Source organism: Methylovulum psychrotolerans (assembly GCF_002209385.1).
Taxonomy (GTDB): domain Bacteria; phylum Pseudomonadota; class Gammaproteobacteria; order Methylococcales; family Methylomonadaceae; genus Methylovulum; species Methylovulum psychrotolerans.
Window position 1 is genome coordinate 3,968,645 of record NZ_CP022129.1, and the last position, 15,621, is coordinate 3,984,265.

The following is a 15,621-nucleotide window of genomic DNA, read 5'->3' on the forward strand; positions in this document are numbered from 1 at the left end:
ACCCCTGCCAATGTTAAAAACATGATCATTGAATCTTAGGGATGTGTATAAAATTAAGTTGGCGTTCCATTGCATTTCTGCGTGTTAAACCCCACCCCAGCCCTCCCCTTGCCAGGGGAGGGAGCAAACGGCTTCCCCGTTGTACAGGCGAATATCAAGGAAAAAAGCCCCTCCCCATGGCAAGGGGTAGCCCTTCGGCTTCGCTCAGGGAACGGCCCTTCGGCTCTACAACGGATTTCATTTCATGCACGTTCCTTAGGGATTTGATTTGGGAATCAGTCAATTTGGTATTCGGCGACTTTATCGACAAATTCGGCGATGGTCGGGGCTTCAAACAGCGTCTGTACGGGTACGTCAACCGCGAAGGTATCACGGATTTTGCTGACGATTTGTACGGCGGATAAGGAATGCCCGCCCAATTCGAAAAAATCGTCATAAATGCCCAGTTGCTCAATGCCCAAAATTTGTTGCCATATCTCGGCGACCGCCTGCTCGGCTTCGTCTCTGGGGGCGGTATAGGCACGGCGTTGCCAGCCTGGGCTATCTAAAGCCAGCAAGGCCTTCCGGTCCAGTTTGCCGTTGGCGGTCAACGGCAAAGCCTCCAGCGATACAAAAGCCGACGGCACCATGTAATCGGGTAAGGTTTGCTTAAGGAAGGCCTTGAGGGTTTGGTGTTCGGGCTGGGCGGCTGGGGCGACCAAATAGGCCTGCAAATAGCTGTGCTCGGCATCGGTTCTGGCCAGCACCACAGCGGCTTTTATGTCCGGGTGCTGCAATAAGCGGGCTTCGATTTCGCCCAGTTCGATCCTAAAGCCCCGGATTTTGACTTGGTTGTCGCTGCGGCCTTGGTATTCTAGGTTGCCGTCTGGGCAGTAACGCGCCAAATCGCCGGTACGGTACAGGCGTTGGCCGGGTTGGCTGCTGTAGGGGTGGGGGATGAAACGCTCGGCGGTCAATTCGGGGCGGTTCAGATAGCCCCGCGCCAACCCGGCTCCGCCAATATACAACTCGCCCGTAACCCCGACAGGCACGGGATTAAGCTGGGCATCGAAGATAAAGGTTTGTAAGTCGGCCAAGGGCCAACCGATGCGGCTGGCGGTTTCGGTTGCCGCTGTAGACGGGAGCAGATACTGGCTGACATGCACGGTAGTTTCGGTAATGCCGTACATATTTACCAGTTGCGGGCCGTGTCCGGCTTGGCTTGCCAACCAGGGTTGCAAGCGCCAAGGCTCTAGGGCTTCGCCGCCAAAAATGACCCAACGCAGGGATAAAGCCGTAGCGCCGCCTTGTTCTGCATGATAAGCGGCCAGTTGGTAAAAGCTTGACGGGGTCTGGTTTAACACGGTTACGCCCTGTGCCGATAACAACTGATGCAAGGCGGCGGGCGAGCGGCTGAGCCAATACGGCACAATCACCAGTTTGCCGCCATACAGCAACGCCCCCCATAATTCCCAAACCGAAAAATCAAAGGCAAAAGAATGGAAGAGGCACCAGACATCAGCGGCGGAAAAATCAAACACCGCTTCGGTGGCGGCAAACAGCCGCCGGACATTGTGATGGGTGACGGCCACGCCTTTGGGGGTGCCGGTCGAGCCGGAGGTATAAATGATGTAGGCCAGATTGTCGGCGTTGCCAACCTTAGCCGGATTGGCGGTGCTGTGGCTGACCACTTCGGCGGCTTGGCTATCTAAGCAGAACACCCGGCAGTCCGGCGGCAACACCGCTGTTACCGCTTGTTCGGCCAACACCAACAGGGGGCGGGCATCAGCCACCATATAAGCCAAGCGTTCTGCGGGGTAATCCGGGTCTAGGGGCAGATACGCGCCGCCCGCTTTTAAAATGCCCAACAGGCCGACCAGTAGCTCTAATGAGCGGGGCAGGCAAATTCCCACTACTGTCTCGGCCACCACCCCTTGCCCGCGCAAGTAATGGGCTAACTGGTTGGCCTTGGCATTAAGTTCGGCGTAGCTTAAGGTTTGGTCTTCAAAGGCCACGGCGGGCGCGTCCGGGTGTGCCATAACCTGTTGTTCAAACAAGGCCGGCAGGCAAGTATCTGCCGGACAAGCAAAATTGATGCGGTTCCACGCCAATATTTGCAGGGACTCGGCTACGCTCAGTAAGGGTAAGGCGCGTAGCGGTTGCAAGGGGTTTGCTAACACGCCCTGCAACAGGTGTTGGAAATGCCCGGCCATGCCCACTATCGCCGCTGGGCTAAAAACATCTTTAGGGTATTGGAAGGATGCGGCCAAGCCCTTATCGGTCATTGCCATCATCAGATTCAAGTCAAATTGGGCAGCCGTGTCGGGTAAGCCGACGGTTTTGGCCGTTAGCCCCGGCCAAGCTAGGCTGCAATCGGGCATACCTAAGGCGAGTGCCGCCGCGTCGCTGCTGTCGGCAGCATCCGCCTGCAAAACAAAGCAGACTTGATACAACGGCGCCGCCCCTGACCCGCGCCGCCGTTGCAAAGTTTCTGCTAACAGGCTGTGCGGATAATCTTGGTGTTGTAAGGCATCTAGGACAGTGGCTTTCACTTCGTGCAGGAATTCGGCAAAGGTCTTAGCGCCGTTCGGATAGCTGCGCAGGGCAACCGGATTGGCGAAATAACCCACGACTTGGGCAAACTCGCGCTTAGGCCGCCCGAACAGCGGCGAGCCGACGATAATATCGTTTTGGCCGCTGTAACGGTACAGCAAGGCCTTAAATACCGCCAACAGCACCATATATAAGGTCACACCCTGTTGTGCGGCTAACTGTTGGAGCCGCCAAGTGGTATCGAAACCTATCACCAAGGTTTCTATGCCACCGTTATATGCTGCCGGGTTTTGGCGGTTGGCCGCACCCGGCAAGCGCAGGGTCGGCAACTCGCCCGCCAATTGCTGTTGCCAGTAACTGAGGGCTTGTTGGGCGGCTGCACTGGGTAAATACGCGTGTTGCCAGTCGCTAAAGTCGCGGTAAGTCGCGGTCAAAATAGGCAAAGACAGCGTTTGCCCCATGCTATGGGCCGCATAAAGGGCGGGCAATTCGCCGAGCAAAATCTGTAAGGAGCGGAAATCAACGGCGATATGGTGGGCGCAAAACAACAGGATATGGCCATCATTGGCATTTGCCGTGCTGAATAAGACCGCGCGTAGCTTGACATCCTGGTGCAAATTAAAAGGGCGGTAAATTTCGGCACTCAGTTGCTGGTTGCGGTGCTGGGCATCGCGGCACAGGTGTTGGCTCAGCACCTGATAAGGTGGGTCTAACACTATCGGCACGGGCAAACCGTTTTCGGTTTGGTAGCCCGTGTGCAATTGCGGATGCCGGGCCACTAAACGTTGTAAAGCGTGGCGTAGGCTGTCTATAGCAATACCGCCGCTGATCTGCATGGCGATGGGTAAGTTATAGACGGCACTGCTGGCAGCCAGTTGGCAGGCTGTCCAGATAGCCAACTGGCCTGCGGATACCCGGTTGGCGGTTGCTGTTGGGTTTACCGTGGCTAGCGGTGGTTGGCGGCTCAGTTCCAGGGCGTGTTCGGCCAGTTCCCACGCCGATTTGTCGGCCAATATGAAGGTGATAGGAAAATCGATGTCCAGCAGTTCGTCCAGCGCCTGTTTCAGGGCCAGGGCTTTTAAGGAGTCTATGCCTAAGGATAATACTGGGGTTGATAAATTGACTTGTGCCGCCGCCAAGCCCGCCAAGGTTTGCAGTTGGCCGCGTAAATACTGCCCCAGCAGCTTGCGGGCTACCGTTAAGTGTTCAGTGTGTATGGCTTGGCGTAGCCCAGCCAACTCTGCTGCCGATGGGGCAGTGGTTTGGCCGCTCAGCCCGTCCGTCGCCACCACCATCAGTTGCTGGCTGATAAAGGCTTGTTTGCAATCGTTGCGGCGCGTTTTGCCGCTGGTAGTTTTTAACACGCCGCCGGGCTTAACAAACATCAGGGTATCGGCTTGAATGGCGCATTCGGTCACCAAATGGCTGCGGATAGCGGCAAATTCGGCGCTGAAATCGCTTTGTTTTAAATACGCCCGCTTCAATTCGGCCAGCACCACCAGCTTTTCGCCGTCGCCTGCCGCGACGGCAAACGCCGTCAAGGCGTTGGGGTTGACGCACGGCACAGCCGCCGCCACCGCCATTTCAATATCTTGGGGATAATAATTGCGCCCCCGAATGATAATCAGCTCTTTACTGCGGCCTGAGACAAACAGCTCGCCATGGTCAAGAAAACCCAAATCCCCGGTGCGTAACCAAACCCGTTGCGCCGCGTCGACGCTAACGCTTTCGGCGCTGGCCTCGGCATTGTGCCAATAACCTTGGGTAACGCTAGCACCGCTGACTTGGATTTCGCCGATACACCCTTCCCCGCATACGGCTTGGGTATCCCTATCGGCAATCCTAAGCTGATGGCCTGTCCCCACAAAACCACAGCCAACCAAAAGGCGGCTGTTTGCATCACCTGCTGGCACGGGGCTGGCGATATGCGCCGCCAGCTTGGCTTTATCGAAGGCTTTTAGCGTCGGCAAGGCGGTTTTGCTGCCGCCTGTGACCAGTAACGTCGCTTCCGCCAAACCGTAACAAGGGTAAAAAGCTTGCCGTCGGAAGCCGCACCCGGCAAAGGCGGCGGCAAACCGCTCCAGCGTCGCCGCTTGCACCGGTTCGGCGCCATTAAACGCCACTTGCCAAGCGCTTAAATCCAGGCGGCTTTTTTCTTCGGCAGTTATTTTTTCGGCACACAGCGCGTAAGCGAAATTGGGGCCGCCGCTGGTATGGGCGCGGTAATCGGACACCGCCTGCAACCAACGCGCGGGTTTTTCCAAAAACGCCATCGGCGACATTAGCACCGCTGGTGCACCGATAAATAAAGGCTGCATGACATTGCCGATCAAGCCCATATCATGATACAGCGGCAACCAGCCGACCACCGTGCTGGCCGCGTCATGACCAAAACCCTGTTGGATTAGGGCTTGGTTCGCCATTAGATTGGCGTGGGTCACCACCACCCCTTTAGGGTTGCCCGTAGAGCCTGAGGTGTATTGTAAAAAAGCCACCCCCTGCGGGTCGGTAGCGGGTAAGCCTCCCGTTAGCCCGGCCTCGCCTAAGGCCTCCGTCGCCACTATCGGTACGGTGACGGCATCGCCAAACAGTGCCTGTAAAGACGGGATAAGTGCTTGCTGGGTAAGGATAAGTTCCGCCTGACAATCGGCAATAATGCCGTGCAGGCGCGGCAAGTGCCGCTGGTTTTTCGGCGGATAAGCCGGCACGGCGATAACCCCTGCGTACAGGCAACCGAAAAAGGCGGCGATGTAATCCAAGCCTTGCGGATACAGCAAGACAGCACGGCCACCCGGTACGCCTAAGGCCAGTAACTTGGCGGCAATGCGGCGGGCTTGGCTGTCTAATTCGCCATAGCTGAGCGTTACGGCGGCTTGGTCGGCATCGGCCAAAAACGTATACGCGGCTTGCGGGCTTTGCCGTTCCGCCCTGATCTGTAAGATTTCCGCCAAGGTGCGGGCGGCACTCACGTCTACCCTTACCGTCTCTGGCCGGGCGTTCATAAGGTCGCCTGAAATGCAGCCGCGTTGCTCGCGGCTATTGCCCATTCCAGTTCGTCCGGCACGCTAAATTTCAGGCGCTGGGCGCAAAAGTCCAGCCAAGCGGGGGATGCCTCAGCAAGCAACACGTCTTTATCCGCAAGCATTGTCCGCGTCACGCAACCGTCGGCTTGTAAAAACACCACCTCGCCGTCGGCTAAAGCCGTTAGTCCTGTAGGCAGACCGGAAAATGGGCGCAGCTCGGCGACAAGATAAGCCCGGCAATACAGTTCGGCGGTCTGGCTTATGGCAAGCCCCACCGCTTGTTCGGCTTGGCGCAATAACCGCGCACTGTCAGCGTGGGCGGCGGCTAAGGCAATTTGGTAGGCGGTGCGGGCATCCCTGCCGACCTTGCCGACATCCGCCCCAGCGGCCAACAGCATGGCGATGATGGCCGTATCGCCCTGACCTGCCGCCCAATTCAATGCCGTCCAGCCATAAGCATCTTGTCCGTCAACAGCAACCCCGTTCGCCAGCAGGGCTTCAATAGCTAGGGTATCCCTTTGTTTTACCGCGTCAATCAGTTTTAATTCGGGCATAAAATCGTCCTAAAGCATATAAAGCAATATGGTTTATGACGAGCGATGCTCAGGGAAGCCTCACCCAAACAACTAAAAACCTTACCTAAGCAGTGCTTTTCTGGGAGCCTTTCGCTTAGGGTTAGGGGATTGGAACGCGGGCAAGATGCCCGCGCTCCAAAAATCTTTAGCCTTTGCCAACAAATTTATTTCCGGCAAAAGGTGAGGGTTTACGTTGACTAGCGCGTCCTACCAGTGTCTGGCTATAAGCCATCGTCAATTCTGCACTGGTCTCAATGAACATAACTTTTTTTCAGCCTCAAAAACCGCTACGCCTTATCGGGACATCCAAACTGCTTGCCGTTACCTTGGCGAATTTGGTGTTGTTGCCGTTATCGGCCAGTGCGGTGGAGCCGATTGAAACCAAGGCGGGCATGGAAACCAGGCCAGCGGACGATAAAAACACCGCCAAACCGAAAGCCAAAACGGATAAAAAAGCCGCTGCGGCCAGCCCGCAACCTAGCAGCCTTGGCGAAACCACGACCTTAAAGACCATGACCGTCACAGGTGCGGCGGAATACGATCCTGAAGACCCGTTCAACACTGATTATGTGTTGCCCACCGCCACGGCAGGCACTAAAACCGACACGCCGATTATGGAAACGCCGCTGAACGTACAAAGCGTGTCCAAGCAGGTGCTGACGGACCAGCAGGTGATTAGCCTTGATCAAGCCCTAAGGAATGTCAGCGGCGTGACCATGAAAGCGCATGGCGTGAACTCGGTTAACAACGGCATTAATTTTGGCATCAACTACCCGACTCCGGTTATCCGGGGTTTTGCCTCGCAGACGTTTTTTCGGAACGGTTTCCGTTTGCAGGACAATTCGGCGGCACGGCAGTTTTCTAATGTGGAAAGCGTCGAAGTGCTCAAAGGCCCGGCGGCGATTTTGTACGGCCAGGTAGAACCGGGCGGGATGATTAACATCGTCACGAAAAAACCCCAAGCCATACCGTATTACTCGTTAACCCAACAGTTCGGCTCTTACGATTTGTTCCGCACCAGCATTGATGCCACGGGGCCGGTCGGTAAGCATGACGATTTGCTGTACCGGATCAACTATTCTTACCAGAACAGCAATTCTTTCCGCGACCTTGTCTATACTGACGATGTGTTTGTCGCCCCCTCGCTAAAATGGATCATCAGCCCGAAAACTTGGGTCAGCGTCGATATGGAATATGACCGTAACAACAACGGTTATGATTCCGGTTTTATCCCAATGTATAAAGGCAAAATCCTTAAAACCCCTTTCCACTATAACTGGGGCGAGCTGTCGCCTGTCAGACAGGAAACCTATTTCGGCAACATCACTTGGGCGCACCAGTTTAATGAGGCTTGGTCTGTCAAACACCAATTTTCCGTCAATAGGGCTACCGGGGATAGTGACCTTTTTTTTCCTTATTATCCTAATAATAAAGGATTGGTCGAAAACATCCATGCCATTTATAACAACCGCAATAACACGTTTTCGACCAACCTGGATTTGACCGGACATTTCGATACTGGTGGGCTAAAGCATACCCTGTTGTTAGGCGGCGATTATTACCATTTAGATGCAGCCATCACCAGTGCTTCCACACCAAAGTTTAAACCGGGCAAGGATTTTTTTCATCCCATCCACGAACCGTTTGTAGCCCCGCAAGTAAAGCTAGCTACAATACAGTTCAATTATCAACAGACCGATCAATACGGCTTATATGCTCAAGATCAAATTAAATTGCCCTATAACATCCATTTGATGGGCGGGTTGCGTTACCAAGCTTTAAGCCAAGTCCCCTCTGTTCACAAGTTCTACGATCCCGCCACAACTATACCGTCTTCGGAAGATGCCGTAACCCCTAGGGTAGGGGTGTTATGGCAAGCGCGGCCTTGGTTAAGCTTGTACGCCAATTATGTGGAAAGTTTTGGCCCGAATGTCGTCAGTTCGCCGGGTGTGTTGTACGGATCTAACAAACCTATTCCGGCCACTGGGGCAAGCCAATATGAATTTGGCGGTAAAACCGAGTTTTTTGACGGGCGCTTACGGACGACCTTAGCCTATTTTGACCTGACCAAAAATAATATCGCCGTTAATCTGCCCCAAAGTCTCGGTCTCGGGGGGGGGTGTGGCAACTACACTTGTTATCTGTTGATCAGCGAAGCGCAAAGCCAAGGCATAGAGCTGGACATCCAAGGCGAGATACTGCCGGGCTGGCAAGTCATCACTACGTTTGCTAATACTCATGTAAAAGTTACCAAAGGCGACGAAACGGGCTTATTTGGCAATCCCGGCCAACAACTGTTCGGTGTGCCCATTGATACCGCATCGTTCTGGAGTACCTATAACTTTCAACAGAAATGGCTAAGGGGCTTTATGGTTGGGGGAGGCTTGACTTTCCAAGGCAAGCAATATGCTTTTATTGATCAAAATGCCCCTCTGACCGTCAGCAGCCCCTTTAAAGTGGCGGGCTTTCAAACGGTAAGCCTGGTGACTGCTTATAGCCGCGATGTCGGTGCAGCGAAAGTGTCGGTGCAATTGAACGTCGAAAACCTGTTAGATGAACGGTATTTCACTGGCTTAACGGTTGAAAACGCGAACAAGTACGGGGAAGGCGGAGCTTATGGCGTGTACGGTACGCCCCGGACGTTTATGGGGCAGATCCGTATCCAATATTAAGCGGATAAGTCTCAGGTAAAAATCACACAACCCATTGCAATCACAAAAACACCTGCCGAATGCGGGTTATTTAATTAACTGGAGTCCGCTATGACCCAAACACCAACCCAAACAGATGGGGGCTTTATGCCAGCCACCAAAATCTCGCCCTCTTTGCTGACCTTGCTGCTGCCGCTGTTATTGGTCGCCCAGCCAGTACACGCCATCATGGAAAGCAAGCTGGAAACGGTCACTTGCGATGCGGTTAAAGGCTGGGCGTGGAACAGCGCCAGCCCCAGCACCCGCGTCAAAGTCGATATTTATGATGTGACCGCAACAAAGACCACACTGCTGGCGACCGTGACCGCGCAAACCTTGCGTAACGACCTGTTAGCCGCCGGCAAAGGCGACGGCAAATATGGCTTTACTTATGTGCTGCCGCCTAGCGTCCGTAATGCCTTAACACACAAAATCTCTGCCCGTTACAAAGGCACGGTATTCGAGCTGACCGGCTCGCCGATCACCACCACCCTGCCCTGTTACGGCAAACTCAATGATACCGGGTGGCAAAAATGCAGCACTAACACGGGTAATGGTCTGGCTTGCCCGCTGACCGATTATCCCCGTCAAGACGCTGACTACGGGCGCGATAAGGCCGCCAGCAGCGGGCAGTTACTGAAAGTCGGCGCGGGCAGCGCGGGTTTTGATTATACCAAAATCGCCAATGACGGCACGGCCTTAGCGCCGACCGTCGCCTTAGGTAGCGGTGCTAAAGCGTGGGCTTGTACCCAAGATAATTTAACCGGGTTGCTATGGGAAGTAAAAACCACCGACGGCGGCTTACGCGATGCGGATAACACGCACAGTTGGTATAACCCTAATGCGGCGACCAATGGCGGCTTTGTCGGCATTCAGGATAACGGCAGTTGCACGGGCGGCATTGCCTGCGACACCCTCAGCTATGTCCAAGCCGTCAATGCCAGCAAATTATGCGGCAAATCCGACTGGCGTTTGCCGAGAGTGGAAGAGCTGATTTCGTTGAGCGATTACACCCGCGCCCCAGCCATTAATCCGGTGTATTTCCCTAATACCCCCCCCTATTGGTATGTCTCTTCTACCATCGGGCCGGTCGATTCAGGCAAAGCCCGAAAAGGTTTATGGGGGATTTATCCCACTAGCGGCTTTGTCGCTGATGACTTAGCCGATCTGGACGGTAAAAAAATCAGGTTAGTGCGTGGCAATTGAGGTTTTTTAGACCCAGGCCACTAAGACACCGAAGCGAATATCACTCTTTTAGGAGTTTAGTTGATGAACAAAACCATATTGACAACCTTGCTGTTACTGGCTTGCCAAGCGGGCGGGGTACAGGCTCAGACCTGTAACACCAGCAATTACCTGACCACCCCGACCAGCCGTTTTGTGCTGAATACGGACGGCACGGCTTTGGACAAAAAAACGGGCCTGCTATGGAAACGCTGTTTGGAAGGCTATACCTGGAACGGCAGCACCTGCACAGGTGCCAGAAGTGCAGCAAACTGGCAAAACGCTTTAAAACAAGCCGCCGCCAGCACCTTTATAGGTAAAACCGACTGGCGGTTACCGAACGCTAAAGAACTGGAGAGCATCGCCGAACGTGGCTGCGTCGACCCACAAGTTAACCTGAGCGTTTTTCCCAATATGCCGACTACTTTTATTTGGTCAAGCACACCCGACGTTAACAATACTTCTTTGGCATGGGCAGGCGGCAGCGGCTACCAAAACCATTCTAGCTACTCTAAAAACTTCGGTTATGGCGTGTTGTTGGTGAGAAATACCCCCTGATAGGGAACGGCTCAGTCAGCATTTACCATTTTTAGGCTCCCGCTCCCTGAGCGAAGCCGAAGGGAGCGGAGACTAAAGGCCTTTGCACCCCACGGAAAGGCCGCGCCGAACGGAGTGCAATGGTCTTCAGCCATTGCACGCTATAACCATATACCAATCATTCACTTAACGCCGGACTCTATAGGCAGCAAATAACGCACAACCCACACCGCTGGCCTGTACCAGCGGCACAGCACTTCGGCAAACCTGCCGGACACAGAACGTCAACACCCTAGGCTTTCCTTTAAGCGGATAGCCCTAAATTTGGCGCAATACCTTATATAACATTATAAAATCAGGAATAAACGATGAAACTAAACACCCTAAACCGTTATCTTGCCTTACCGTTGGCGATGACCGCCATCAGCTTAGGCACCGCCCAAGCCCTTGAAGTCAAAGCGTCCAATAGCGTTTTGCAAGGCGGCAGCAATTCTTCCGTCACTTGGCCGGCACCGGCCAGCCAGCCGTATCGCGTCTATGTCCGTGTCCCTGCCGACAGCACCGCCACCAATGCCTTATACCGTGTTTACCCTAACGGCTTGCCAGCCACTGCCGGAGCGTGCTCAAGCACCGACGCAACTACCCCTTGTTTTGAAATCCCCCTAGACACCACGCAATCGCCGGGCGAATGGGTGCAACTGACCTTAGCGAATGATCCGGCAACCCAATGGGACTTCACCCAAAACCCTTACGTTAACGGCAATGTCACGGTTAACGCCAGCAACTTAAATTCTTCGGAAGTTTTGTCCACAGGCTCAGTGCTGTTTGATGCCCCCAGCATCGGCCAAGCCTACCAAGGCGGCATCTTGATCAGTCTCAGTAAAGACGGCAAGCACGGCCTGATTGCCGCCAACCAAGATTTGCCGGGGACTTACAACTTCCAAGCGGCAAAACAAGCCGTAAAAGACAGTGCCAATTATGATGCCGAAGGCCAAAAATACAGCGACTGGCGGTTACCTACCGTCGCCGAGTTGAATACCATTTATCAGCATCAAGATTTGGTCAAAGCTACGGCATCTTTTTATTGGACAGGCGTTTCATCCAGCAAAACGCTGGCTTGGATACAAATTTTTAGATATTCCAGCTACCCTGCCTACAGTGGTTTTCAAGCCAATGACGGCTATAAGACCGGCGCCTTATCGGTACGTCCCGTCAGATCGTTTTAAGCCCGCGTAAGCCTTGCGTATCGGGTTGCCAGCGTGGCGACCCGATATTAGCGCGGCTTCCCTCTGGGTGAGGAATGATACCGTTTAGTGGGGGAGACTTTAACACGCCACACTCTGAACGGTGAAGTTTTCGGTTTTTGGAGCGCGGGCATCTTGCCCGCAACGGGCGGGCAGGATGCCCGCGCTCCACCGCTTACAGTATATATCAACATCCCTACCCCTTTCGCTAACAGTCGCCTACCGTAAACCTAAGCTAAGGATATTCAATCATGTCACGTCATTTTTGGGTACTGGTACACCGCTATGCCGGGCTAACCATAGCTGGCTTTCTGACGGTTGCCGGACTGAGCGGCAGCATTTTGGCGTTCCGCCCAGAACTCGACGCGTGGCTAAATCCGCCCTATAGCGTGGCGGTGCAGGCGCAGCCCATGCTTAGCCCCTTGGTGTTGCGCGAACGGGCGCTGCGCCTAGCACCGCATACCCGTATTAACGCCGTCGATTTACAGCCCAAACCCGGCATAGCCTTTATGCCGAACCTGACCGCGCGTACCGACCCGGCCACCCAGCAACCCTATCCTCTAAAGCGGCTCCATCTTAACCCCTATAACGGCGAGCCGATAGCTATGCCGGAAACGCCTGCACCAACTGGCTACTGGCCGCTGACGCGTCACAATATCCTCGCTTTTATTTATGAGCTGCACTATTCGCTGGTACTCGGCGACATCGGCTTATGGCTGTTCGGCATTACCGCGACGCTATGGACGGCAGATTGTTTTATCGGCTTTTACCTGACCTTACCGATGCGGCGCAAACAGCCTTTCGCCGCCACGCCTATCGCAACAGGCCCAACCCTGGCCAATTTTTGGCAACGTTGGCAAATCGCGTGGAAAATCAAATGGCCCAGCTCCAAACAACGCCTGCATTTCGATTTGCACCGGGCGGGCGGCTTATGGTTATGGCCGCTATTATTAATATTTGCGTGGTCTGGCGTGGCGTTTAATCTGAATGCCGCCGTTTACCGACCCGTCATGCAAGCACTTTTTGAGATGACCGATTTCGACAACTTCCCTGCTTGGTGCACAATTATGCGCCAGCTTAAAGGAAATGGAGTCGACGGTGCAGATTATCCGTTCGCATCATGAACGTTGGAACGGCAGCGGCTACCCTGACGGCCTTAAAGGCGAGGCGATTCCGCTGTTAGCAAGGGCATTCCAAATAGTCGATATTTTTGATGCCCTGACATCGCCCCGGCCTTATAAGCCCGCCCTAGATTTTGCTGCCGTCATCGATATTATTAAGCAGGAAATTGCCGAGGGGTGGCTAGACCCGCAGTTAGGCCGTATCTTCTTGGAATTGCTAGAAACCCGTCCACAAGATTTTGCCGTTATCCCTTCCGTTGACGAAGCCGCTTAAGGCAATGCGCTAAGGGAAGTCGCTGTACTTCCCCCTTAGCGCCGTTGGCGGTAGGCTCAAAATCCTCTTTTGCTAAATCCTATCAAGCGGCCCGCCGCCATTTTTTGCTTTTTCTGTAGGCTAATGATAAAAGCGGCGAGTCTTGTACATTTCTCAAGGCCTATGCCTTATCAAATTAGGGCTTTCAGGGTAAACGGGGTTTATGGTACAAAGGCCATAAATTTTCGCTAGGCTCCTGGGCGACATTGTTGCAGGCGGCCTGTTTTTGCATCACTTCACTAAGGAACATTTGTATGAGCATCAGCTGGGAAACCGTCATCGGCTTGGAAATCCACACCCAATTGGCTACCCAATCAAAAATTTTCTCCGGCGCGTCCACCGCTTACGGGGCGGAGCCCAATACCCAAGCCTGTGCAGTCGATTTGGGCCTGCCGGGGGTATTGCCGGTGTTAAATGCCGATGCGGTGCAAAAAGCGGTGATGTTCGGTTTGGCGATTGATGCCCATATCGCCCCACGTTCGGTGTTTGCGCGGAAAAATTATTTTTATCCCGATTTGCCCAAAGGCTACCAAATTAGCCAGATGGATTTGCCGATAGTCGGCAAAGGGCATTTGGATATTGAGGTCGATGGCGAGGTTAAGCGCGTCGGCATTACGCGTGCGCATTTGGAAGAGGACGCGGGTAAATCCCTGCACGAAAACTTCCACGGTTTAAGCGGTATCGACTTAAACCGTGCGGGTACGCCATTGCTGGAAATCGTTTCCGAACCGGATATGCGCTCCGCCAAAGAAGCCGTGGCCTATATGCGCAAACTGCATGAACTGGTGCGTTATTTGGGGATTTGTGACGGCAATATGCAGGAAGGCTCGTTCCGTTGCGATGCCAACGTCTCGGTGCGCCCGAAAGGCCAAGCCGAATTTGGCACCCGCGCCGAAATTAAAAACATTAACTCGTTTAAGTTTGTCGAAAAAGCTATCAACCACGAAATCGAACGGCAAATCGAGCTGATTGAAAGCGGCGGCAAAGTCGTGCAGGAAACCCGTTTGTACGATGCCAACAAAGACGAAACCCGTTCCATGCGCAGCAAGGAAGAAGCCAACGATTACCGCTACTTCCCCGACCCCGATTTATTGCCTGTGGTCATCAGTGACGACTTTAAGGCCGAGGTAAAGGCGACCTTGCCGGAATTGCCGGAAGCCAAAAAACTGCGTTTTAAGGCCGATTACCAACTCGACCATGAAAGCGCCACCATCCTGACCGCTTCGCGCCCCTTAGCGGATTATTTTGAGGCGGTGGCCGCCCAATCCGGCTGTGAAGCGAAGTTATGCGCCAATTGGGTCACAGGCGAATTGTCCGCCGCGCTGAACAAAGCCGATTTGGACATTACCGATGCCCCGGTCAGTGCCGGGCAATTGGCGGGCTTGCTGGCGCGGATCAGCGACGACACCATTTCCGGCAAAATCGCCAAGCAAGTGTTTGAAGCTTTGTGGCAACAAAGCGACGCCAGTGCCGATGACATTATCGAGGCTCAAGGCCTGAAACAGATTACCGACACGGGCGCGATTGAGGCGGTCATCGACCAGATCATCGCCGCTAACGGCAAGCAGGTGGAGCAGTACCGGGGCGGCAACGAAAAAGTGTTCGGGTTTTTTGTCGGCCAAGTGATGAAAGCCATGCAAGGCAAAGCGAATCCGGCGGAAGTGAATAAAATGCTGATGGCTAAGTTGCAGAAGTGATGGGGCGGTTAGAGGACGGCGTTTAGGTGGGCAAGCGGTATCGTCGGACAATGGGATAAGCCGATAAGCTTGGCATTTTTCATTATTGCCAAGCTTATTCTCTGGCTAGCCGCTTAATTGTATTCTAACAACGCCAATAAGGTCTCTAACAGCAAATGAATATCAGCCGCCTCACGCGCGTCAACCCGCACGACAGGCCAAAGGTAGCCACGGTTTTCCAATACGCCGTAGTAGTCCTTAATAGCGGGGCGGCTGGCTTCGTCAAAATGGGTGATGCCGACAACGGCGGGGTTATCCATTAAAAATTCTTCGTTTAAGTGCAGATAGTAGTCCAATTGCGCCAGCGGGTCGTCGTCGCTGTTATCAATCAGAATGATCAGTCCTAAAGCCCCAGCCGTTAAAATTTCGGTCATGAAGGCGAAACGGATTTGGCCGGGTGTACCATACAAATGGACTTTTTCGCCGTTGTTTAAGGTCAGTTCGCCATAGTCCATCGCCACGGTAGTTTTACTTTTACGCAGCTTGACACTGGCTTCGGTCGAGATGACATCGGTGCTAATCGGCAAGGTTTCGCTGATGGTGGCAATCGCGGTGGTTTTACCGGCACCGACACTACCTGTAAAAATAATTTTGATCTGACTCTTCTCGTGCATAATCCCCTCCTT

The 15,621-nt window shown here is 53.8% G+C and carries 10 protein-coding genes; 7 read left to right on the forward strand and 3 right to left on the reverse strand.

Annotated features, from left to right (window positions below; translation table 11 throughout):
- Window positions 1-275: 275 nt before the first annotated feature.
- The gene (locus CEK71_RS17850; protein ID WP_088620648.1) at window positions 276-5,534 is read right to left on the reverse strand and encodes a non-ribosomal peptide synthetase; all 5,259 of its coding nucleotides are present in this window, start codon (window positions 5,532-5,534) and stop codon (window positions 276-278) included.
- Window positions 5,531-6,109 (reverse strand): ankyrin repeat domain-containing protein, encoded by a 579-nt coding sequence (locus CEK71_RS17855; RefSeq protein ID WP_088620649.1) that lies wholly within the window; start codon window positions 6,107-6,109, stop codon window positions 5,531-5,533. The genes CEK71_RS17850 and CEK71_RS17855 overlap by 4 nt, the downstream gene beginning before the upstream one ends.
- 275 nt (window positions 6,110-6,384) lie before the next feature.
- Between CEK71_RS17855 and CEK71_RS17860 the strand changes: the two genes are divergently transcribed.
- The 7 genes from CEK71_RS17860 to gatB all read left to right on the forward strand — a co-directional run bounded on the left by CEK71_RS17860 (window position 6,385) and on the right by gatB (window position 14,956).
- Window positions 6,385-8,802, forward strand: a complete 2,418-nt coding sequence (locus tag CEK71_RS17860; protein WP_088620650.1) for a TonB-dependent siderophore receptor — start codon at window positions 6,385-6,387, stop codon at window positions 8,800-8,802.
- Between the two features lie 90 nt (window positions 8,803-8,892).
- On the forward strand, window positions 8,893-10,026 hold the full coding sequence (locus tag CEK71_RS17865; RefSeq protein ID WP_088620651.1) for an Lcl C-terminal domain-containing protein: 1,134 nt from the start codon (window positions 8,893-8,895) through the stop codon (window positions 10,024-10,026).
- 63 nt (window positions 10,027-10,089) lie between these two features.
- Window positions 10,090-10,602: an Lcl C-terminal domain-containing protein gene (locus CEK71_RS17870; protein ID WP_088620652.1), complete on the forward strand. Its 513-nt coding sequence runs from the start codon at window positions 10,090-10,092 to the stop codon at window positions 10,600-10,602.
- 347 nt (window positions 10,603-10,949) lie between these two features.
- A complete protein-coding gene (locus CEK71_RS17875) occupies window positions 10,950-11,807 on the forward strand; it encodes an Lcl domain-containing protein (RefSeq protein ID WP_088620653.1) in 858 nt (285 codons plus the stop codon).
- Between the two features lie 269 nt (window positions 11,808-12,076).
- Window positions 12,077-12,949 carry a PepSY-associated TM helix domain-containing protein gene (locus CEK71_RS17880; protein WP_088620654.1) on the forward strand — a complete coding sequence of 291 codons (873 nt, stop codon included), beginning with the start codon at window positions 12,077-12,079 and terminating at the stop codon, window positions 12,947-12,949.
- Complete coding sequence (locus tag CEK71_RS24075; RefSeq protein ID WP_332455528.1) at window positions 12,924-13,220, forward strand: HD-GYP domain-containing protein; 297 nt, start codon at window positions 12,924-12,926, stop codon at window positions 13,218-13,220. Before CEK71_RS17880 ends, CEK71_RS24075 begins: the two co-directional genes overlap by 26 nt.
- 299 nt (window positions 13,221-13,519) lie before the next feature.
- Window positions 13,520-14,956, forward strand: coding sequence for an Asp-tRNA(Asn)/Glu-tRNA(Gln) amidotransferase subunit GatB (gene gatB, locus CEK71_RS17890; RefSeq protein WP_198328599.1), 1,437 nt, complete (start codon window positions 13,520-13,522; stop codon window positions 14,954-14,956).
- A 113-nt stretch (window positions 14,957-15,069) separates the two neighbouring features.
- Here the strand turns inward: gatB and CEK71_RS17895 are convergent, their stop codons facing one another.
- Window positions 15,070-15,609 (reverse strand): GTP-binding protein, encoded by a 540-nt coding sequence (locus tag CEK71_RS17895; RefSeq protein WP_088620657.1) that lies wholly within the window; start codon window positions 15,607-15,609, stop codon window positions 15,070-15,072.
- Window positions 15,610-15,621 lie beyond the last annotated feature (12 nt).

Coding starts and splice junctions, on each gene's coding strand:
- CEK71_RS17850 (WP_088620648.1), bottom strand. CDS start 5,534: ATGAACGCCCGGCCAGAGACGGTAAGGGTAGACGTGAGTGCCGCCCGC.
- CEK71_RS17855 (WP_088620649.1), bottom strand. CDS start 6,109: ATGCCCGAATTAAAACTGATTGACGCGGTAAAACAAAGGGATACCCTA.
- CEK71_RS17860 (WP_088620650.1), top strand. CDS start 6,385: ATGAACATAACTTTTTTTCAGCCTCAAAAACCGCTACGCCTTATCGGG.
- CEK71_RS17865 (WP_088620651.1), top strand. CDS start 8,893: ATGACCCAAACACCAACCCAAACAGATGGGGGCTTTATGCCAGCCACC.
- CEK71_RS17870 (WP_088620652.1), top strand. CDS start 10,090: ATGAACAAAACCATATTGACAACCTTGCTGTTACTGGCTTGCCAAGCG.
- CEK71_RS17875 (WP_088620653.1), top strand. CDS start 10,950: ATGAAACTAAACACCCTAAACCGTTATCTTGCCTTACCGTTGGCGATG.
- CEK71_RS17880 (WP_088620654.1), top strand. CDS start 12,077: ATGTCACGTCATTTTTGGGTACTGGTACACCGCTATGCCGGGCTAACC.
- CEK71_RS17895 (WP_088620657.1), bottom strand. CDS start 15,609: ATGCACGAGAAGAGTCAGATCAAAATTATTTTTACAGGTAGTGTCGGT.